We start from the raw sequence: 18,567 nt of genomic DNA on the forward strand, positions 1-18,567 counted from the left end.
ATGCCTGGCCGCCTGCCGGCATCGCGTGCCCTGCCCGAAAAGGGCAACGAATACCTGATGGAAAGAATGACGACATGAGCGACCTCAAGACCGAATCGCAAGACCTGCAACAGGAAGAAAACACCCTGATCGCCCTGCGCAAGGAAAAGCTTGCCGCCGAGCGCGAGAAGGGTCAGGCCTTCCCCAACGACTTCCGCCGCGACAGCTACTGCAACGACCTGCAGAAACAGTACGCGGACAAGACCAAGGAAGAGCTGGAAGCAGCAGCGATCCCGGTCAAGGTCGCCGGTCGCATCATGCTCAACCGTGGCTCGTTCATGGTTATCCAGGACATGACCGGGCGCATCCAGGTCTACGTCAACCGCAAGACCCTGCCGGAAGAAACCCTGGCGGCGGTCAAGACCTGGGACCTGGGCGACATCATCGCCGCCGAAGGCACCCTGGCCCGTTCCGGCAAGGGCGACCTGTACGTTGAAATGACCAACGTGCGCCTGCTGACCAAGTCGCTGCGCCCACTGCCGGACAAGCACCATGGCCTGACCGACACCGAGCAGCGGTACCGCCAGCGCTACGTCGACCTGATGGTCAACGAAGAAACCCGCCACACCTTCCGTGTGCGTTCGCAGGTGATCTCGCACATCCGCAAGTTCCTCATCGAGCGCGACTTCCTCGAAGTCGAAACGCCGATGCTGCAGACCATCCCCGGCGGTGCTGCGGCCAAGCCGTTCGAAACCCACCACAACGCCCTGGACATGGCCATGTTCCTGCGCATTGCTCCGGAGCTGTACCTCAAGCGGCTCGTTGTGGGTGGCTTCGAGAAAGTCTTCGAGATCAACCGCAACTTCCGTAACGAAGGCGTTTCGACCCGGCACAATCCCGAGTTCACCATGCTCGAGTTCTACCAGGCCTACGCCGATTACAAAGACAACATGGACCTCACCGAAGAGCTGTTCCGCGAGCTGGCGCAGCTGGTACTGGGCAGCACCGACGTGCCGTACGGCGACAAGGTATTCCACTTCGGCGAGCCGTTCGTGCGCCTGTCGGTGTTCGACTCGATCCTCAAGTACAACCCCGAGCTGACTGCCGCCGACCTGCAGGACGTCGACAAGGCTCGCGCCATTGCCAAGCAAGCCGGTGCCAAGGTGCTCGGCCATGAAGGCCTGGGCAAATTGCAGGTGATGATTTTCGAAGAGCTGGTGGAGCACAAGCTGGAGCAGCCGCACTTCATCACCGAGTACCCGTTCGAAGTCTCGCCGCTGGCCCGTCGCAACGACGACAACCCGGCCGTGACCGACCGCTTCGAGCTGTTCATCGGTGGCCGCGAGATCGCCAACGCCTACTCCGAGCTCAATGATGCCGAAGACCAGGCCGAGCGCTTCCTGGCCCAGGTGGCCGAGAAGGACGCCGGTGACGACGAAGCCATGCACTACGATGCCGACTTCGTCCGCGCCCTGGAGTACGGCATGCCGCCGACTGCCGGTGAAGGGATTGGCATCGACCGACTGGTGATGCTGCTGACCAACTCGCCGTCGATTCGCGACGTGATCCTGTTCCCGCACATGCGTCCACAGGCCTGAGTGAATTGAACAAGCCGCCTTACGAGGCGGCTTTTTCTTGCCTGTACACTCGTATTGGCTTTACTGGCCTCTTCGCGGGGCAAGCCCGCTCCCACAGGTACACCACAGTTTTTGAACGCTGTGATGTACCTGTGGGAGCGGGCTTGCCCCGCGAAGAGGCCGGCACTGACGAAGCACTTTTCATGAGGTAATCAAAGTGACCCCCGCCATGCCTCACCAAGGCGCCGCCGGCATCGCCACCGCCGTCGCCGAAAGCGTGCAATACCAGGGTCGCAAGACCGCCCGCCAAGGCAGCGAACAACGCCGCCAGCTGATCCTCGACGCCGCCATGCGCATCGTCGTGCGTGATGGCGTACGCGGCGTGCGCCACCGCGCAGTGGCTGCCGAGGCCGGAGTGCCTCTTTCGGCCACCACCTACTACTTCAAGGATATCGAGGACCTGCTCACCGATACCTTCGCCCAGTACGTCGAGCGCAGCGCCGCCTACATGGCCAAACTCTGGGCCAACACCGAAGTGGTGCTGCGCCAGCTGCTCGCCCAGGGTGATGGCAGCGTGGAATCGCGGGCGCGCCTGGCCGACGAAGTGGCGCGCATGACCGCTGACTATGTTTCCCGGCAGTTATCGAATCGCCGCGACTTCCTGATGGCCGAGCAGGCCTTCCGCCAGGAAGCGTTGCTCTGTCCGCGACTGGCCGAATTGGTACGCGCCCATGAACAGATTCTGCTGCACGGCACCCGCCAGTTGTTGCAGGTAGTCGGTTCGCAGCAGCCGGAACAGGACGCCCAGATGTTGACGGCGATTATCGAGCAGATGGAATATCAGGGCCTGCTCAAGGATGCCGATGCGCAAGCCGATGGGCAGATGCTCGCTATGCTTAGCCGTTACCTGCATTTGGTGCTGGCATCGGCCTGAGCTGAGAACGAACCTTCAAGGAGAACCTGATGAAAGCCTGGCGTGTGGTGTTGTTGACGTTGTCATTCCTGCTGCTGGGCGGTTGTCTGGTGACCTTCCATGAGCCGCTGCCGAGCAACCAGGCGGCGCCCAAGGCCCTGCTCGGCAAGTGGAGCAGCAAGGATGCCTGGGGCGAGCCGCTGAAGCTTGCGATCAGCCGCAGTGGCGCCGATGCCTACAAGGCCGTGGCCACGGCCAAGGGCAAGAAGCCTGAAGAGTACGTGTTTACCGTGTCGCGCCACGGCAACCGTTGGTACCTTTCGGCCGGCGTGCCCAAACGCCTGGGCGGCAATTTCCTGATTGGCGGCTTCGACATCGTCGATGGCAAGGAGCTGGTGCTCTACAACCTCGACGTCGAGCAGGTGCAACAGGCGGTCGAGAAGAAGGAGCTGAGCGGGCACAGCACTGAAGTGCCGGAAGACAATGGTGAGGGCGTGCTGATCGACAGCCCGTCGGCGCGGGTGCTGGCCTACCTGGATGACCCGGCCAACTCCGACCTGTTCGTCGAGGTGGCGCGCTTCCAGCGTTCCGGCAAATGACCATGTCGGCCTCTTCGCGGGGCAAGCCCGCTCCCACAGGTACACCGCAGGGCTAAAGAGCTGAGGTGTACCTGTGGGAGCGGGCTTGCCCCGCGAAGAGGCCCTCAAGCAAGGAGTCCCCGGTGGACGAGTACCAGCAGACCATACGCACGCTGTCCGACCGCATCGTCGCGGCGCAGACCCCAATCCGCGTGCTCGACGCGGTGAAGTGGGACGACAGCATCCGCCAAGGCTTTCTCAAGGCCAAGGGCAAGGAGCCCCCTGCGGTCGACCGCGCCTATTACCAGTCGCGCCCATTGTCGTTCGACTCCAGCGCGGTCAAGGCCGAGTTCCAGAGCATCGAGCGTGACATCACCCGTCAACTGGGCCAGTTCAACCCGGTCGGGCAGATCATGCGACGGATGTGCAAGGAGTACCGCATGGTGGTGCGCATGCTCGAAGCGCGCGGCACCGAAGACTTCGGGCTGATCTCCCAGGAACTGTACGGCGCAGCGTCCGATGCCTTCCACGCCGGTGACCCGACCCTGGCCGACCTTGGCCTGATGCTGTCGGATTACCTGAACAATATCGATGGCCGCGGCGACCTCAAGGACGAGCCGAAAAACCTCACCGCCAAGGAGGCCGTAGACATCCTCCAGCGCCGCTTGAACAAAGTGTTCGGCGAGGCCGAGGAAACCATCCGCGTTTTCGAGTCCGACGGTATCGTCGCAGACGCGGCGGCGGGCGCCGACTACATCAAGGTGCGCGCCGATGCCATGTTCAACAGCCGCGATGTGCGCGCGCTGGAGGTGCATGAAGGGCTGGTACATGTGGGCACCACGCTCAACGGCCTCAACCAGCCGATCTGCACCTTCCTGGCCAAGGGGCCGCCCTCGTCGACGGTGACCCAGGAAGGCCTGGCGATCCTCATGGAGGTGATCGCTTTCGCCTCTTACCCGAGTCGCCTGCGCAAGCTCACCAACCGCACCCGCGCCATCCACATGGTCGAAGAGGGTGCCGATTTCCTGCAGGTGTTCGAGTTCTTCCGCGCCCAGGGCTTCGAAATGGCGCAGAGCTACAGCAATGCCAGCCGGGTGTTCCGTGGCTCGGTGCCCAATGGCCTGCCGTTTACCAAGGACTTGTCCTACCTCAAGGGCTTCATCATGGTTTACAACTACATTCAGTTGGCCGTGAAGAAGGGCAAGCTCGAACAGATTCCGTTGCTGTTCTGTGGCAAGACCACTCTGGAAGACATGCGTACCTTGCGTCAGTTGGTCGAAGAGGGCCTGGTGGAACCGCCTAAATACCTTCCGGAGCAGTTCCGCGACCTCAACGCACTGTCGGCCTGGATGTGCTTCTCCAACTTCCTCAACCACCTGAGCCTCGATCGTATTGAAGCCGATTACGCGAACATTCTCTGAGCGCTGCCGTTGGCTGGCACTGGGCTTGATGTTGCTGGGGCTTGGCGGGTGCAGCAGCTTGCTGTTCTACCCGGAGCCGGGCCAACCGTTCACGCCGGAGCGAGCCAAACTGCAATACCGCGATGTCACCCTCACCAGCGCAGACGGCATCCGCCTGCATGGCTGGTGGCTGCCAGCCAAGGCGGGTATGGCGGTCAAGGGCACAGTGCTGCACTTGCATGGCAACGGCGGCAACCTGGCCGGGCACCTTGGCGGCAGCTACTGGCTGCCGGAGCAGGGCTATCAAGTGCTGATGATCGACTACCGGGGCTATGGCCTGTCCGAGGGCAAGCCCGGTTTGCCGGAGGTCTACGAAGACATCGCGGCCGCCATGGCGTGGCTCGACCAGGCCCCTGAGGTCAAGGGAAAACCCTTGGTGTTGCTGGGGCAAAGCCTTGGCGGGGCGATGGCCATCCACTATCTGGCGGACCACCCCGAGCAGCGCCAGCGTTTCAGTGCCCTGGTGTTCGATGGCGTGCCGGCCAGCTACCGCGAGGTCGGGCGTTTCGCCTTGAGCACTTCATGGATGACCTGGCCGTTGCAGGTGCCGTTGTCCTGGCTAGTGCCTGACGGCGACAGCGCGATTCGTTCGGTCGAGCGCTTGAACAGCCCGCCGAAGCTGTTCTTCCACAGTATCGACGACAACCTGGTGCCGATGAACAACGGTATCCGCCTGTACCAGCACGCACCGCCTCCGCGGGTGCTGCAACTGACTCGTGGCGGCCATGTGCAGACTTTCGCCGACCCGGTGTGGCGCCAGGTGATGCTGCGTTTCCTCGATGACCCCAACCGCTTCAACGGCCTGCGCCGGCTGGCTGAAATACCCAACTACCCTGACGAGAAGAACAAGCAATGAGTGAAGAACGCAACGCCATCCCGCTGATCCTGACCGGTGTCGGCAGCATCATCGTGACGGTGGGGGCTCTCTGGTATTACGGCTACCTGCATTTCGCGAAACCGGAGGATGCGCTGCTGCTGCAGGACTTCACCATGCTCAAGACCATTCCGGGTGAGGATTACAAGGTTTCCCTGGACCCTGCGCCGCAGGTGGCGCAGTGCCTGGATGGCGTGCTGGTGTTGTTCGACACCCAGCAGAAGGGGCTGACCGGGGTGCTGGTGGACAACCGCAAGCGCGCGGTGCGCTGCATGGGCGAGGAGACGCCGCAGCAGGTGCAGTGAGCAGAGACTTCCTTTGGCTGTACCGGCCTCTTCGCGGGGCAAGCCCGCTCCCACAGGTACCCCAACTTGTGGGAGCGGGCTTGCCCCGCGAAGAGGCCAGAACTGACAAACAAAAAAACCCCGCCATTACGGCGGGGTTCTTGTTCCAGTCAATGAGCCTTACTGACTAACCTGGCTCACCGAACGCGGCGCCACCGGCTGGTTGTCGTTGGAGATGGTCACCTCCACCCGGCGGTTCTGCGCGCGACCCGAGTTGCTGGAGTTCTCAGCCACCGGGTACTCCTTGCCATAACCCTGGGCAACGATACGCGCCGGGTCAACGCCAGCGCGGACCAGCGCCATGCGCACGGCACCGGCGCGGCGCTCGGACAGGGTCTGGTTGTAGTTGGCCGAGCCAACGCTGTCGGTATAGCCCTCGACGATCACCTTGCGCTCAGGGTTTTCCTGAAGGAACTGGGCCAGCTTGGTGACGTTGGGCAAGGCGCTGCTCTTGAGCTCGGCCTTGTTGAAGTCGAACAGAACGTCGCCGAAGGTCACCAGCGTTCCGCGGTCAGTCTGCTTGGCGTTGAGGCTGTCCTGCAGCTTGGCGATCTGCGCGTCGCGGGCATCCAGTTTGGCCTGGGCGCGATTGGCAGCCGCGTTTTTCAGCTCGGCTTCGGCGGTGCGCAGGGCAATGGTCTGCTTGGCCACTTCGACGCGCTGGTTGGTCAGGTACGCCAACTGGTCGACCTGCTTGCTGTCTTCACGCTCCATGTAGGCCTTGTCGGCCTTGTTCAGCCAGTCCTGGGCGTCCTTGGTCTCAAGGGCCGCGACCTTGCTCGCCTGCGGATCGCTCTGCAGCGCGGAGAAGTTGGTGCGGGCCGACTCCAGGTTGGCATTCGGGTCGTGCGAGCAGGCAGCGAGACCGACGCTCAGGGCCAGCAGGGCGGGAATCATGACGTAGTTGCGCATAGTGTTCATCCTTTGATCGAGTGCGAAGGCTAAGGCGGGCAGGGCAAGGCTCACTGAGCGCTGCGCAGGCCTTCCTCACGTACGTCCTGAACGCCCTGACGGGCATCCTGCACGGCCTTCTGGGCCTTGGCCGCCTGGGCCTTACGTTCGGCGAGGCGAGCGTCCCATTCGGCCTGTTGGGCCAGGCGCTTGGCGTCGTCGTACTTTTTATCGTGCATGGCGATTTCGGCCTGCTTGAACTTGTCCTGCGCCGCTTTCATTTCAACGGCGGCAAACTCGGTGCCGCCAGCGCTGACGGCGGAATTCACGGCGGACTGGGTGACGGCGTATTGCTCGGTGGGCGGGTTGCCCGCACAGCCGGCCAGGACCAGGCTACTGCCCAGGGCCAGCGCGGCCAGCTTGAACCCGCGCAGGTGAGTGGATGTGAGTTTCGAAGTGCGGGTCTTCATGGTGGTCAGTTCCATTGGATCACTCCTGATAACGACGATGTCCGTAGCAGTCCATCGCTCAATCCCTGGCATCGCCTCGCGTTACAGCTCAACGGTGCACCACGGCAGGTGTGCAGGGTTTTAGCGTGATGGCTATTGGCTCGGACTCTGGCGTTTTTTCAATAGTTCAGAAAAAAATGCCAAGTATTTCTGACTGATTGGTCAGTGGTTATCGTGTGGAACTTCCACGCAATGACGCGGTATTCCGGGCTGGCATGCAGCCCGGAACAGGAGGGCAAGGTGTCAGTTGCCAGTGTCGTCGCCGACGTGGCTGAGGGTCTGCAGGTGGCGCCGCGACAGGCTCAGAAAGCGCGGGGTAGAGCCGATGTCTTCGTACAGTGGGTCACCTTCCTCATCCGTGGAAATGACCTTGTGGCCCTGCACGTAAGGGAAGCTGGCCCCCAGCTCTTCAAGCGCCGCTGCGACCAGTTCGCCGAGCAGTTCCTCGGCGGTGCGCTTGGGGTACATGTCGATAAGCGCCGCCAGGCGCGCCTCGGACTCGAGGTCCAGGTGCAAGGTGTGGCCGGTCGGGCTCAGGGTGCCGGCGGCGTTCTGTTCCCAGTGCTGGGCGAGTTCGCGGATTTTCATGATGACCTCTGTCAACGCCTCGGAAGGCTGCATTGCATCGGACTGCAGTGATCTAACTTTAGTTTGCTTTGCCCTTCGCGGCTTGCCATCGCGTGCTGGCTGTGGGCACTCTTGGGCCAGTGCTGTTTCCTGGAGAGTGCGCGGGCGAGCCGCGCCGGAGAGAGGGCCAATGACCGATATCGATGTGCGCTTGCGTGAAGATGTCCATGTGTTGGGGGAGTTGCTCGGCGATACCATTCGCCAGCAGCACGGCGAGGCGTTCCTGCAGAAGATCGAGGACATCCGCCACAGCGCCAAGGCCGACCGCCGCAGTGCCGGCGAGCAGTTGAGCTCGACCCTGGCGGACCTCGCCGAGGAAGACCTGCTGCCGGTGGCGCGGGCGTTCAACCAGTTCCTCAACCTGGCAAACATGGCAGAGCAGTATCAGCTGATCCGCCGTCGCGATGACGAGCAGCCAGAACCCTTGGAGGCCCGGGTGTTGCCCGAATTGCTGGTTCGCCTGAAGCAGGCCGGGCACAAGGACGAGGCGCTGGCCCGGCAATTGGCCAAGCTCGATATCCAGCTGGTACTCACGGCGCACCCGACCGAGGTGGCACGCCGCACGCTGATCCAGAAGTACGATGCCATTGCCGGCCAGCTGGCCGCCCAGGACCATCGCGACCTGACGCCTGCAGAACGACAGGCCGTGCGCGAGCGCTTGCGCCGTCTGATCGCTGAAGCCTGGCACACCGAAGAAATCCGCCGCACCCGGCCAACGCCGGTTGACGAAGCCAAGTGGGGCTTCGCCGTGATCGAACATTCCCTCTGGCACGCCATCCCCAGTCACCTGCGCAAGGTCGACAAGGCGTTGTTCGAGGCCACTGGCCTGCACCTGCCACTGGAAGCCGCGCCGATTCGCTTCGCCTCGTGGATGGGCGGTGACCGTGACGGCAATCCCAATGTCACGGCTGCTGTGACCCGTGAAGTGCTGCTGCTGGCGCGCTGGATGGCCGCCGACCTGTTCCTGCGTGATATCGATGCGTTGGCTGCGGAGCTGTCCATGCAGCAGGCCAGCAGCGCCGTGCGCGAACGAGTGGGCGAGAGCGCCGAGCCCTACCGTGCCGTACTCAAGCAATTGCGTGACCGCTTGCGGGCGACGCGCAGCTGGGCCCAGGCATCGCTGGCCAGTACCCAGCCTGCCAGCGCCGAAGTGCTGGTGGAGAACCGTGATCTCATCGCCCCGCTGGAGCTGTGCTATCAGTCCCTGCATGAATGCGGCATGGGGGTGATTGCCGATGGCCCGCTGCTCGACACCTTGCGCCGTGCAGTGACCTTCGGCCTGTTCCTCGGGCGCCTGGACGTTCGCCAGGATGCCGCCCGGCACTGCGACGCGTTGGCGGAGATTACTGATTACCTTGGCCTTGGCAGCTATGCCGAGTGGGACGAAGACAAACGCATCGAATTCCTCCAGGCCGAACTGAAAAACCGTCGGCCATTGCTGCCGGGGCACTTCAAACCCCAGGCCGACACCGCCGAAGTGCTCGCCACCTGCCGTGAGGTCGCCGCAGCGCCAGGGGCATCGCTGGGTTCCTATGTCATCTCCATGGCTGGCGCTGCGTCCGACGTGCTGGCAGTACAGCTGCTGCTCAAGGAAGCTGGCCTTACCCGACCCATGCGTGTGGTGCCTTTGTTCGAGACCCTGGCCGACCTGGATAATGCCGGGCCGGTGATGGAGCGGCTGCTGGGCCTGCCGGGCTATCGCTCGGGCTTGCGCGGGCCGCAGGAAGTGATGATCGGCTACTCCGACTCGGCCAAGGACGCCGGCACCACGGCGGCGGCCTGGGCCCAGTATCGCGCGCAGGAAAACCTGGTGCGCATCTGCCATGAACATCAGGTCGAACTGCTGCTGTTCCATGGCCGCGGTGGTACTGTCGGCCGAGGCGGTGGCCCGGCCCACGCGGCGATCCTGTCGCAGCCCCCCGGCTCGGTGGCAGGGCGTTTCCGTACTACCGAGCAGGGCGAGATGATCCGCTTCAAATTCGGTTTGCCGGGCATCGCCGAGCAAAACCTCAACCTTTACCTTGCGGCAGTGCTGGAGGCCACCTTGCTGCCACCGCCGCCACCGGAGCCAGCCTGGCGTGCGTTGATGGACCAGCTGGCCGCCGATGGCGTCAAGGCCTACCGCAACGTGGTGCGGGAAAACCCCGATTTCGTCGAGTACTTCCGCCAGTCCACTCCCGAGCAGGAACTGGGGCGCCTGCCGTTGGGCAGCCGTCCGGCCAAGCGTCGCGCTGGGGGCATTGAAAGCCTGCGGGCGATCCCGTGGATCTTCGGCTGGACTCAGACGCGCCTGATGCTGCCAGCCTGGCTGGGGTGGGAAACCGCCCTCGGTAATGCCCTGGCGCGCGGTCAGGGCGAGCTGCTGGCGCGGATGCGCGAGCAGTGGCCGTTCTTCCGCACCCGCATCGACATGCTGGAGATGGTCCTGGCCAAGGCCGATGCGCAAATCTCCGAGGCCTACGACGAACGTCTGGTGCAACCGCATCTGCTTCCTTTAGGTGCGCACCTGCGCGACCTATTGTCGCAGTCGTGCCAGGTGGTACTGGGCCTGACCGGGCAGCCGGTGCTACTGGCGCACAGCCCGGAAACCCTGGAATTCATCAGCCTGCGCAACACCTACCTGGACCCGCTGCATCGTCTCCAGGCCGAGCTGCTGGCGCGTTCGCGCAGCCGCGAAGCCGCTCTGGACAGCCCATTGGAGCAGGCATTGCTGGTGACCGTGGCAGGCATTGCCGCAGGACTGCGAAACACCGGCTGAAGCCAGGCCACGCTGCCCGCGCCCAGGGGCAGCGAGTTGGCCAGGGCAGGGTAGGGAGGGTGGTTGCGCCGGGCGCAACTACCTCCAGCCAAGGTTACCAATGGCACATTCCTGTAACTTTGGGGCGCTTGTCTGGCTGACGGGCGCTGTGTATCTTGAGCAGCCTTCTGACCGATTTATGGTCATACCCGATTTTCCGGACTTGGCCCAGGTTGCCGAATCCATTGAATTTCATAAAAAAATTTGAGGAGCACGAGATGCGCGTAATTCTGCTGGGAGCTCCCGGGGCCGGTAAAGGTACTCAGGCAAAGTTCATCACCGAGAAGTTCGGTATTCCACAGATCTCCACCGGTGACATGCTGCGTGCCGCTGTCAAAGCCGGCACCCCACTGGGCCTGGAGCTCAAGAAAGTCATGGATGCCGGCCAGCTGGTATCCGACGAGCTGATCATCAGCCTGGTCAAGGAACGCATCGCCCAACCAGACTGCGCCAACGGTTGCCTGTTCGACGGTTTCCCACGCACCATCCCGCAGGCTGAAGCCATGGTCACTGCCGGTGTCGATATCGATGCTGTGGTCGAGATCGCCGTCGACGACGAAGAGATCGTTGGCCGCATGGCGGGCCGCCGCGTGCACCTGGCCTCGGGCCGCACCTACCACATTCAGTACAACCCGCCGAAAGTGGAAGGCAAAGACGACGTTACCGGCGAAGACTTGATCCAGCGCGACGACGACAAGGAAGAAACCGTGCGTCATCGCCTGTCGGTCTATCACACCCAGACCAAGCCGCTGGTGGACTTCTACCAGAAGCTGTCGGCCGCCAACGCTGGCAAACCGAAGTACAGCCACATCGAAGGCGTAGGTTCGGTAGATGCCATCACCGCCAAGGTGCTGGCAGCCCTGAGCTGATCCATCACCGTGTGTCACAACGGCCCGCTTGCGGGCCGTTGTCGTTTATACTGCCGCTCTTTTCACTTGCTCCTGGATACCCGTTCGATGACCACCCTGCTGGCCCTGGATACCGCCACCGAAGCCTGTTCCGTCGCGCTGCTGCATGATGGCAAGGTAACCAGCCATTACGAGGTGATCCCACGCATGCACGCGCAGAAGCTGCTGCCGATGATCAAGCAGTTGCTGGGCGATTCCGGCGTCGCCCTCAATGCCCTCGATGCCATCGCCTTCGGCCGTGGCCCGGGTGCCTTCACCGGTGTACGAATTGCCATTGGCGTGGTGCAAGGCTTGGCGTTCGCTCTGGAGCGCCCGGTGCTGCCGGTGTCCAACCTGGCCGCGCTGGCTCAGGGCGCACTGCGCGAGCATGGCGCCGAGCAGGTGGCAGCGGCCATCGATGCGCGCATGGACGAGGTGTACTGGGGTTGCTACAAGGCGGTGGCAGGCGAGATGCGCCTGCAAGGCCAGGAAGCCGTACTACCACCAGAACGCGTGGCGTTGCCTGATGGCAGCAGCGGCGACTGGTATGGCGCCGGTACCGGCTGGAGCTACGCCGAGCGCCTAGCGGTGCAGGCCACTGCCAGCAATCCGGCGGCGCTGCCGAACGCGCTGGACATTCTCAGCCTGGCCAGCTTCGCCTGGAAGCGCGGCGAGGCAATCGTCGCCGAACAGGCGCAACCGGTTTACTTGCGCGATAATGTAGCTACGCCCAAAGCCCGCTGACGGCTGTTCGTCGGTTATCGCGGCTGTCGATAAAACCTTTGGTGCAAACTGTGGTCTGGTTATCACTTGCGCATTAGCGATGGAACACTGATGCTGCTAAATTGCCATCATTGGTCCTGAGTGCTCATCATGCGTATCGACGGTTTCTCATCGCAGTCCTACCCGGTCAAGCGCACACCGCGCAAAGCGGCGGTGCGCGATGAAAGCGTCGACGATGCCGAGCTGATCGAAGAGGGCGAGGTCGCGCAAGAAGCGGCGCCACGCCGTCGTCCTGGTGGCCTCCCGGCACGCCCACAGGACATGGTCTTCCCCCGCGCCCGTGATCGGCGCACCGCAACCGCGCTGGCCAGCTACCTCAGCACTGCCGGTTTCACCGATTGGGACATGGAAGTACTGGGGCTCGACCTGTACATTTGATGGATGAGTCCATCACCCCTGCCTTATTTTCTCGGATGCCCGTCATGGAGTGAAAACGCCTGGCGCGATTACCTGTACCCCGCTGATGCCGTAACCCGCGACTACCTGGGCCTGTACAGCCAGGTGTTCAACGCGGTCGAGGGCAATACCACTTTCTATGCGCGCCCCGCGCCCAGCACCGTCACGCGTTGGGCCCAGGTGATGCCTGCGCACTTTCGCTTCACCGCCAAATTCCCCCGTGACGTCAGCCATGAGGGCGATCTGCGCGAGCGTTTCGAAGCGGCGTGCGACTTCTCCCGGTTGCTGGCGCCTCTTGGTCAGCGCGTCTCGCCCTACTGGCTGCAATTGCCGGCCCAGTTTGGCCCGGCACGCTTGGCGGAACTGGGCCAGTTTCTCGATGAGATTGGGGTGCCGGTGGCCGTGGAAGTGCGCAACCAGGCGTTCTTCGCCAAGGGTGAGGAAGAGCGCCTGCTCAACCGACTGCTGCGTGAACGCGGCGTGGAGCGCATCTGCCTGGACCCGCGCGCGCTGTTCAGCTGCACCTCGCGTGATGCTGCGGTGCTCGACGCCCAAGTCAAGAAACCCAAGGTGCCGCCGCGCCCCGCAGCCTTCAGCCAGCACCCGCAGGTGCGGTTTATCGGCCATCCGGTACTGGAGGCCAACGAACCTTTTCTCGCGCCCTGGGTGGAGAAGGTCGCCAGCTGGATCGAGGAAGGCCGTAGCCCGTATATCTTCTTGCATACCTCGGATAACCGCTTGGCCGCCGCCCTGGCCCAGCGCTTTCATCAGCGGCTGATGGTGCGCCTTCCAGGCCTGGCCGCTTTGCCGGAATTGCCGCGCGCCCCTGAGGTCGAACAACTGGGACTACTCTGACCCTTCCCCGACCAGCCGGAGGTTGTGACCATGGATGTACAAACCCTGCGTGCCGAAGCCTTCAAGGCGCTGCACGAGCGCGATGGCGCCTTCGTCATCCCCAACCCCTGGGATGCCGGCTCCGCCAAGCTGCTCGCCAGCCTGGGCTTCGAGGCGCTGGCCACCACCAGTGCGGGCCTGGCATTCAGTCTCGGGCGCCCAGATGCTGAAGCGGCCTTGAGCCTGGACGAAACGTTGGACAACGCCGGCGTGATCGTCGATGCCACGGCCTTGCCGGTGGCCGCCGACCTGGAAAATGGTTTCGGCGATTTGCCGGAGGACTGCGCACAGACGATCTTGCGTGCCGCCGAGGCGGGCCTGGTTGGCGGCTCCATCGAAGACGCCAGCGGCCGCAGCGATGCGCCCATCTACGACATCGAACTGGCCGTGGCGCGGGTGCGTGCGGCGGTACAGGCTGCACGCAGCCTGCCATTCCCTTTCATGCTGTGTGCCCGCGCGGAAAACCTGCTGCATGGGCGCCTGGATCTGGATGACACCATCTTGCGCCTGCAGGCCTTCGCCGAAGCCGGTGCCGATGTGCTTTACGCACCTGGCCTGCGCAGCGTTGACGAGATCCGCGCGGTGGTTCAGGCGGTGGCGCCTAAACCGGTGAATGTGCTGATGGGGCTGGCCGGCGTGCCGTTGAGCGTCAATCAGCTGCAGGACCTGGGCGTGCGCCGCATCAGCGTAGGCTCGTCGCTGGCCCGTGCGGCGTTGGGAGCGTTTCAGCGGGCAGCGCTGGAAATTCGCGATCAGGGCACGTTCAGCTATGGCGAGCAGGCCCTGCCGTTCGCCCAGCTCAACGACCTGTTCCGCCGCTGAGGCCGCGTGCGCGCACTGGCGCTGCTGTTCGGCCTGCTGGCCCTGGCAGGTTTGCTCTGGCAATTGGGCTGGCGCTTGCCGGATGCCTGGAACCCTTGGGCCGCGCTGGATGTGCGCCAGCCTCCAAATCTGCTGACCCCCTACAAACTGTCGCGCCTGCGTGATGACCCGAATTTGTGTCGCAAGGCCCTGGAGGCCAGCCAATTGCGTTTCAAGGCACAAGCCGACAGCCCAGCGTCGGCCAAGTGTCCGTTGCACAACGTGTGGCGCATCGAACAGGGGGATGCGCGCTTGAGCAGTAGCTTCCTGGCCAGCTGCCCGTTGGCGGTTGCTTATGCGCTGTTTGAAAACCACGGCCTGCAGTCGGCGGCGCGGCGCGTGTTCGGTCAGTCCGTGACGCAAGTCGAGCACTTGGGCAGCTTCGCCTGCCGCAACGTCTATAACCGCAAGCAAGGCCGGCTCAGCCAGCACGCGACGGCCAATGCCCTGGATATCAGCGGCTTTCGGCTGCAAGATGGCCAGCGCATCGTGCTGGCCCGGGACTGGCAGGCAGGCGGGCAGAAGGCGGCATTCTTGCGCGAGGTGCAGCAAGCTGCGTGCGAAAGTTTCAATACGGTGCTGGGCCCGGATTACAATGCGGCGCACCACAATCACTTTCATCTGGACATGGGGCGCTGGCAGATTTGCCGTTGACCTCAGGCGTGGACGCGGACGTTGTTCAGCACCACCGGGCGTGCCCAGTGCAGGTCGAATTCCAAGTCGTTCTGCTGTTTGGCCAGGGTCGGTTCATCGAACGGCTCCGGCGCAGGGTCGAGCAGGTTCATTTCGAACTCAGCGATGGGCAGGTGCAGTGGGCGCGGAGAAGGACCTGGGCCTGGCTCGCCGGCAGGCTGGCCCTGGCTCATGACCACCGGTCGCAGCCAGGTGTTGCTGATATCAAGCTGACGCTGTTGCTGGATCATCTCGGCAGCGCTGAAAGGCTCCGGAGCTGGCTCCAGCAGGTTGGCTTCGAGCTCGGCCTTGGGCAGGAACAACGGCTCGGGCGGTGCGATGATGGTGTCTTGTACGGGGCAGGCGCGCTGGGCGTCGATCAATGCCAGTGCCCTGGCCCCGCCAATCGGCTCGCCACTGTCCTGGTCGTACTGCACCAGCGCCTGGCTGACGCTGTCTGGCTCTCCCGCTTGTTGCTCGGCCATGGCGCGGGCAAAGAAATCCTGCCACAGGTGGCTGACGCCCCCGAGTGCCTGGGTATTCTGCCGACCGAAGTTGCCGACGGGCGACAGGTAGGTCAAGCCGATGGGAAGAGTATCTGTCATGGCAGTCGCGCGCGTTGTGCTCTGGCAGAATAGCGGGATATTGCCTGTATCGGCCGCGGTCGGTGATTCATTAAGGGCGTCATCAATTTTTTCGAGTGCGGGACGTGATGGAAGAGCAAGAACTGGGCACAGGGCTGAGGGTCGAGGCGCTGGCGCCGGAATACGCGGGGCAAGCGGCCGCATGGGCCGAGCGCCTGGGGTTGCCGCTGATCGATGAGGGGGCCGGCTTTGCCGTGCAGATCGGCGCCGACGGCCTGCAGATTCAACAGTTGGGGCCGCAGGCGCCGGGGCCGGTGCGGGTCGATTTCGTCGAGGGTCAGGCGGCGCATCGGCGCCAGTTTGGCGGTGGCAATGGGCAGATGATCGCCAAGGCAGTCGGTATCGCTCAAGGCGTGCGGCCCCAGGTGCTGGATGCCACGGCAGGCTTGGGCAAGGACGCGTTCGTGCTGGCCAGCCTGGGTTGCCAGATGACCCTGATCGAGCGTCAGCCGCTGATTGCGGCGTTGCTCGAAGATGGGCTGACGCGGGCCAGCGTCGATCACGAAGTGGGGCCAATCGTCGCTCGCATGCGCTTGCTCACTGGCAATGCTATCGAACGCATGCGCGCCTGGGAGGGCGAGCCGCCACAGGTGATTTACCTCGACCCGATGTTCCCGCACCGCGACAAGAGTGCACTGGTGAAGAAGGAGATGCGGGTGTTCCGGCCGTTGGTCGGCGATGACCTGGATGCGCCGGCGTTGCTGGAAGCGGCCCTGGCGCTGGCCAGCCACCGGGTGGTGGTGAAGCGGCCGCGCAAGGCGCCGATTATCGAGGGGCCGAAGCCTAGCCATAGCCTGGAAGGCAAGTCGAGCCGGTATGACATTTATCCGAAGAAGGCCTTGAAGGCTTGATGTTGCCAGTGCGTGCCTCTTCGCGGGGCAAGCCCGCTCCCACAGGGTGGGCTCACCACTCGTCTGTGGGAGCGGGCTTGCCCCGCGAAGAGGCCGGTACATTCAGCCAACATCTCAGGGTTTGAATGCCCGTATAAATAGCTCCACCACCTCGCGCACATGCGCCTCTGCCTCTTCGCCTTCAAGCGGCCCCGCACACCCCAGCAACAACCGATAATCCGGCGCCCCTTTGACCAGGCAGAAGAAATGCTCGGCCGCCCGCAGCGGATTGTCGATGCGCAGCAACCCGCGTTCGGCTACTCCGCGCAACAGCGCTTCCATCCCTGCCAAGACGCGCTTCGGGCCAGCCTCGTAGAAGAACTCGCCAAAGCCCGGATCCTGGCTGCCCAGCGCCATGATCAAGCGGCTCAACTTGACCGCTTCATCACTGCTGATCAGTGCCTGAAAGCCCCGGGCGATATTCAGCAGCACGTCTTCGACAGGCGCGCCCTCCGGGTACTCGAACATTAGGTCCGGCAATTGGTTCTGGCAGGTCGCCATGACCGCCGAGCCGAACAGCGTCTGCTTGTCGGTAAAGTGGCTGTACACCGTGAGTTTTGAAACACCTGCCGCCGCAGCGACCGCATCCATGCTGGTGTTGGCATAGCCAAGGCTGAGGAACAGCGTCTTGGCCGCTTCGAGGATCGCCTCGCGCTTGGCCAGGTCCTTGGGGCGACCTGGGCCGATGGGTGCGTCGTTGGGCATTGGAGTCCGCATCTGGGTGAGGGGGCGCACATCTTACCGGGTCGGCGACTTTCCGGCGTCAGAGAATGCCCCATGGCTAATGTTGATTTTCTTTCCGACGCTGGCTTCCCGGCTTCGGTTCCCTGACTTAATATACTCGCCAGTATAAATATTCGATGCGCTCGTCGCGAAAGGATTCATCATGTTGCGTCATGCCTTGTCCCTCGCCTTGCCTGCTGCTGCCGTGCTGTTTCTGGCAGCCTGCGGCCAGGAAGCCACTGCCCCGGCGGCACCGCGTCCGGCGCTGGTGGTCCAGCCGCAGCCAGCCGCAGCAGCTGCCGACAGCTACCCAGGCGAGGTGCGTGCGCGCCTGGAGCCGGAGCTTGCGTTCCGTATCGCTGGCAAGGTCAGCAAGCGCCTGGTCGAGGAGGGGCAGCGGGTGAAGGCCGAGCAGCCGCTGGCCGAGCTCGACCCGCAGGACGTGCGCCTGCAACTGGAAGCCAACCGCGCGCAGTTGGCCGCCGCCGAGGCCAACCTGGCGCTGGTGCGCGCCGAGCGTGACCGCTACCAGAAGCTGCTCGATCGACAGATGGTCAGCCACTCCCTCTACGACAATGCGGAAAACCTCTACCGCGCCGGCCTGGCGCGCCTGAAACAGGCCAAGGCCGAGTTCGACGTGGCCGGCAACCAGGCAGAATACGCCGTGCTGCGAGCGCCCCAGGCCGGGGTCATTGCCAAGCGTCAGGTCGAGGTCGGACAGGTGGTGGCTGCCGGGCAGACGGTGTTCACCCTTGCCGCCGACGGCGAGCGGGAGGTGGTCATCGGCCTGCCAGAGCAGCAGTTCGCCCGCTTCGCCGTGGGCCAGGAGGTCAGCGTCGAGCTGTGGTCGCAGGGCAACGAGCGCTTCCCAGGGCGCATCCGTGAGCTGTCGCCGGCGGCCGACCCGCGCTCGCGCACCTTCGCCGCACGCATCGCCTTCACATCGGCCAAGGTGCCTGCAGACCTTGGCCAGAGCGCACGCGTCTTCATCGCCCACGATGGGCTCATCCCATTGGCGGTGCCGCTGTCGGCCGTTACTGCCGAGAACGGCCAGGCGTATGTCTGGCGGGTTAACCCGGAGCGTCGCCTTGAGCGTGTCACGGTGCGCTTGGGGGCTTATGGCACGGACAGTGTGCCGGTGCTGGAAGGGTTGAACCCTGGCGATTGGGTGGTCGCCGCTGGCGGCCATGTGCTGCGCGAAGGGCAGGAGGTGCGACCTGTGGATCGCACCAACCGTGTGGTGAACCTGACGGCCAAGGAGTAAGTCC

The 18,567-nt window shown here is 63.7% G+C and carries 20 protein-coding genes; 15 read left to right on the forward strand and 5 right to left on the reverse strand.

Annotation, left to right across the window (positions count from 1 at the left end; translation table 11 throughout):
- Positions 1 to 74: 74 nt before the first annotated feature.
- From lysS to ACZ6YA_RS07040, 6 genes are all read left to right on the forward strand, one after another.
- Positions 75 to 1,577 carry a lysine--tRNA ligase gene (gene lysS / locus ACZ6YA_RS07015; protein ID WP_465896406.1) on the forward strand — a complete coding sequence of 501 codons (1,503 nt, stop codon included), beginning with the start codon at positions 75 to 77 and terminating at the stop codon, positions 1,575 to 1,577.
- A gap of 208 nt (positions 1,578 to 1,785) precedes the next feature.
- Positions 1,786 to 2,490, forward strand: a complete 705-nt coding sequence (locus tag ACZ6YA_RS07020) for a TetR/AcrR family transcriptional regulator (protein WP_465896407.1) — start codon at positions 1,786 to 1,788, stop codon at positions 2,488 to 2,490.
- Positions 2,491 to 2,519: 29 nt separating this feature from the next.
- Complete coding sequence (locus tag ACZ6YA_RS07025; RefSeq protein WP_465896408.1) at positions 2,520 to 3,068, forward strand: hypothetical protein; 549 nt, start codon at positions 2,520 to 2,522, stop codon at positions 3,066 to 3,068.
- 122 nt (positions 3,069 to 3,190) lie between these two features.
- Positions 3,191 to 4,468: a flavohemoglobin expression-modulating QEGLA motif protein gene (locus ACZ6YA_RS07030; RefSeq protein ID WP_400802968.1), complete on the forward strand. Its 1,278-nt coding sequence runs from the start codon at positions 3,191 to 3,193 to the stop codon at positions 4,466 to 4,468.
- Positions 4,440 to 5,363, forward strand: a complete 924-nt coding sequence (locus tag ACZ6YA_RS07035; RefSeq protein WP_465896409.1) for an alpha/beta hydrolase — start codon at positions 4,440 to 4,442, stop codon at positions 5,361 to 5,363. The genes ACZ6YA_RS07030 and ACZ6YA_RS07035 overlap by 29 nt, the downstream gene beginning before the upstream one ends.
- On the forward strand, positions 5,360 to 5,686 hold the full coding sequence (locus tag ACZ6YA_RS07040; protein WP_125857655.1) for a hypothetical protein: 327 nt from the start codon (positions 5,360 to 5,362) through the stop codon (positions 5,684 to 5,686). The genes ACZ6YA_RS07035 and ACZ6YA_RS07040 overlap by 4 nt, the downstream gene beginning before the upstream one ends.
- A gap of 159 nt (positions 5,687 to 5,845) precedes the next feature.
- On the opposite strand, the gene lptF is transcribed toward ACZ6YA_RS07040, so the two are convergent.
- The 3 genes from lptF to ACZ6YA_RS07055 form a co-directional block, all read right to left on the reverse strand.
- Positions 5,846 to 6,637, reverse strand: coding sequence for a lipotoxin F family OmpA-related lipoprotein LptF (gene lptF, locus ACZ6YA_RS07045; RefSeq protein WP_403130707.1), 792 nt, complete (start codon positions 6,635 to 6,637; stop codon positions 5,846 to 5,848).
- Between the two features lie 50 nt (positions 6,638 to 6,687).
- Entirely contained in the window at positions 6,688 to 7,101 is a 414-nt protein-coding gene (locus ACZ6YA_RS07050) for a DUF4398 domain-containing protein (protein ID WP_400802979.1), read from the reverse strand.
- Between the two features lie 267 nt (positions 7,102 to 7,368).
- A complete protein-coding gene (locus ACZ6YA_RS07055; RefSeq protein WP_465896410.1) occupies positions 7,369 to 7,713 on the reverse strand; it encodes a pilin assembly protein in 345 nt (114 codons plus the stop codon).
- Positions 7,714 to 7,882: 169 nt separating this feature from the next.
- Here ACZ6YA_RS07055 and ppc point away from each other — a divergent pair, with 169 nt between their 5' ends.
- The 7 genes from ppc (at position 7,883) to ACZ6YA_RS07090 (ending at position 15,024) form a co-directional block, all read left to right on the forward strand.
- Entirely contained in the window at positions 7,883 to 10,510 is a 2,628-nt protein-coding gene (gene ppc, locus ACZ6YA_RS07060) for a phosphoenolpyruvate carboxylase (protein WP_465896411.1), read from the forward strand.
- Between the two features lie 257 nt (positions 10,511 to 10,767).
- Positions 10,768 to 11,418, forward strand: coding sequence for an adenylate kinase (adk, locus tag ACZ6YA_RS07065; RefSeq protein WP_234227330.1), 651 nt, complete (start codon positions 10,768 to 10,770; stop codon positions 11,416 to 11,418).
- Between the two features lie 87 nt (positions 11,419 to 11,505).
- Complete coding sequence (tsaB, locus tag ACZ6YA_RS07070; RefSeq protein WP_465896412.1) at positions 11,506 to 12,180, forward strand: tRNA (adenosine(37)-N6)-threonylcarbamoyltransferase complex dimerization subunit type 1 TsaB; 675 nt, start codon at positions 11,506 to 11,508, stop codon at positions 12,178 to 12,180.
- Between the two features lie 129 nt (positions 12,181 to 12,309).
- Positions 12,310 to 12,597, forward strand: a complete 288-nt coding sequence (locus ACZ6YA_RS07075; protein ID WP_465896413.1) for a hypothetical protein — start codon at positions 12,310 to 12,312, stop codon at positions 12,595 to 12,597.
- 3 nt (positions 12,598 to 12,600) lie between these two features.
- Positions 12,601 to 13,470: a DUF72 domain-containing protein gene (locus ACZ6YA_RS07080; RefSeq protein ID WP_465896414.1), complete on the forward strand. Its 870-nt coding sequence runs from the start codon at positions 12,601 to 12,603 to the stop codon at positions 13,468 to 13,470.
- Between the two features lie 30 nt (positions 13,471 to 13,500).
- On the forward strand, positions 13,501 to 14,331 hold the full coding sequence (locus tag ACZ6YA_RS07085; RefSeq protein WP_465896415.1) for an isocitrate lyase/PEP mutase family protein: 831 nt from the start codon (positions 13,501 to 13,503) through the stop codon (positions 14,329 to 14,331).
- Between the two features lie 6 nt (positions 14,332 to 14,337).
- Positions 14,338 to 15,024, forward strand: coding sequence for an extensin-like domain-containing protein (locus ACZ6YA_RS07090; protein WP_465896416.1), 687 nt, complete (start codon positions 14,338 to 14,340; stop codon positions 15,022 to 15,024).
- 2 nt (positions 15,025 to 15,026) lie between these two features.
- Here the strand turns inward: ACZ6YA_RS07090 and ACZ6YA_RS07095 are convergent, their stop codons facing one another.
- Positions 15,027 to 15,647 (reverse strand): energy transducer TonB, encoded by a 621-nt coding sequence (locus ACZ6YA_RS07095; RefSeq protein ID WP_465896417.1) that lies wholly within the window; start codon positions 15,645 to 15,647, stop codon positions 15,027 to 15,029.
- Positions 15,648 to 15,754: 107 nt separating this feature from the next.
- Here ACZ6YA_RS07095 and ACZ6YA_RS07100 point away from each other — a divergent pair, with 107 nt between their 5' ends.
- Positions 15,755 to 16,537, forward strand: coding sequence for a class I SAM-dependent methyltransferase (locus ACZ6YA_RS07100; protein WP_465896418.1), 783 nt, complete (start codon positions 15,755 to 15,757; stop codon positions 16,535 to 16,537).
- Between the two features lie 114 nt (positions 16,538 to 16,651).
- On the opposite strand, the gene ACZ6YA_RS07105 is transcribed toward ACZ6YA_RS07100, so the two are convergent.
- Positions 16,652 to 17,293 carry a TetR/AcrR family transcriptional regulator gene (locus ACZ6YA_RS07105; protein ID WP_465896459.1) on the reverse strand — a complete coding sequence of 214 codons (642 nt, stop codon included), beginning with the start codon at positions 17,291 to 17,293 and terminating at the stop codon, positions 16,652 to 16,654.
- A gap of 169 nt (positions 17,294 to 17,462) precedes the next feature.
- Here ACZ6YA_RS07105 and ACZ6YA_RS07110 point away from each other — a divergent pair, with 169 nt between their 5' ends.
- Positions 17,463 to 18,563: an efflux RND transporter periplasmic adaptor subunit gene (locus tag ACZ6YA_RS07110; RefSeq protein ID WP_465896419.1), complete on the forward strand. Its 1,101-nt coding sequence runs from the start codon at positions 17,463 to 17,465 to the stop codon at positions 18,561 to 18,563.
- Positions 18,564 to 18,567: the final 4 nt, after the last annotated feature.

Source organism: Pseudomonas sp. NPDC090752, from assembly GCF_055584805.1.

What these genes read in the sequence shown, in the direction of transcription:
- ACZ6YA_RS07040 (WP_125857655.1), top strand. Translation starts at nt 5,360, where the DNA reads ATGAGTGAAGAACGCAACGCCATCCCGCTGATCCTGACCGGTGTCGGC.
- ACZ6YA_RS07080 (WP_465896414.1), top strand. Translation starts at nt 12,601, where the DNA reads ATGAGTCCATCACCCCTGCCTTATTTTCTCGGATGCCCGTCATGGAGT.
- tsaB (WP_465896412.1), top strand. Translation starts at nt 11,506, where the DNA reads ATGACCACCCTGCTGGCCCTGGATACCGCCACCGAAGCCTGTTCCGTC.
- ACZ6YA_RS07105 (WP_465896459.1), bottom strand. Translation starts at nt 17,293, where the DNA reads ATGCGGACTCCAATGCCCAACGACGCACCCATCGGCCCAGGTCGCCCC.
- ppc (WP_465896411.1), top strand. Translation starts at nt 7,883, where the DNA reads ATGACCGATATCGATGTGCGCTTGCGTGAAGATGTCCATGTGTTGGGG.
- ACZ6YA_RS07110 (WP_465896419.1), top strand. Translation starts at nt 17,463, where the DNA reads ATGTTGCGTCATGCCTTGTCCCTCGCCTTGCCTGCTGCTGCCGTGCTG.
- lysS (WP_465896406.1), top strand. Translation starts at nt 75, where the DNA reads ATGAGCGACCTCAAGACCGAATCGCAAGACCTGCAACAGGAAGAAAAC.
- ACZ6YA_RS07085 (WP_465896415.1), top strand. Translation starts at nt 13,501, where the DNA reads ATGGATGTACAAACCCTGCGTGCCGAAGCCTTCAAGGCGCTGCACGAG.
- ACZ6YA_RS07055 (WP_465896410.1), bottom strand. Translation starts at nt 7,713, where the DNA reads ATGAAAATCCGCGAACTCGCCCAGCACTGGGAACAGAACGCCGCCGGC.
- ACZ6YA_RS07050 (WP_400802979.1), bottom strand. Translation starts at nt 7,101, where the DNA reads ATGGAACTGACCACCATGAAGACCCGCACTTCGAAACTCACATCCACT.
- ACZ6YA_RS07020 (WP_465896407.1), top strand. Translation starts at nt 1,786, where the DNA reads ATGCCTCACCAAGGCGCCGCCGGCATCGCCACCGCCGTCGCCGAAAGC.
- adk (WP_234227330.1), top strand. Translation starts at nt 10,768, where the DNA reads ATGCGCGTAATTCTGCTGGGAGCTCCCGGGGCCGGTAAAGGTACTCAG.
- ACZ6YA_RS07095 (WP_465896417.1), bottom strand. Translation starts at nt 15,647, where the DNA reads ATGACAGATACTCTTCCCATCGGCTTGACCTACCTGTCGCCCGTCGGC.
- ACZ6YA_RS07075 (WP_465896413.1), top strand. Translation starts at nt 12,310, where the DNA reads ATGCGTATCGACGGTTTCTCATCGCAGTCCTACCCGGTCAAGCGCACA.
- lptF (WP_403130707.1), bottom strand. Translation starts at nt 6,637, where the DNA reads ATGCGCAACTACGTCATGATTCCCGCCCTGCTGGCCCTGAGCGTCGGT.
- ACZ6YA_RS07100 (WP_465896418.1), top strand. Translation starts at nt 15,755, where the DNA reads ATGGAAGAGCAAGAACTGGGCACAGGGCTGAGGGTCGAGGCGCTGGCG.
- ACZ6YA_RS07025 (WP_465896408.1), top strand. Translation starts at nt 2,520, where the DNA reads ATGAAAGCCTGGCGTGTGGTGTTGTTGACGTTGTCATTCCTGCTGCTG.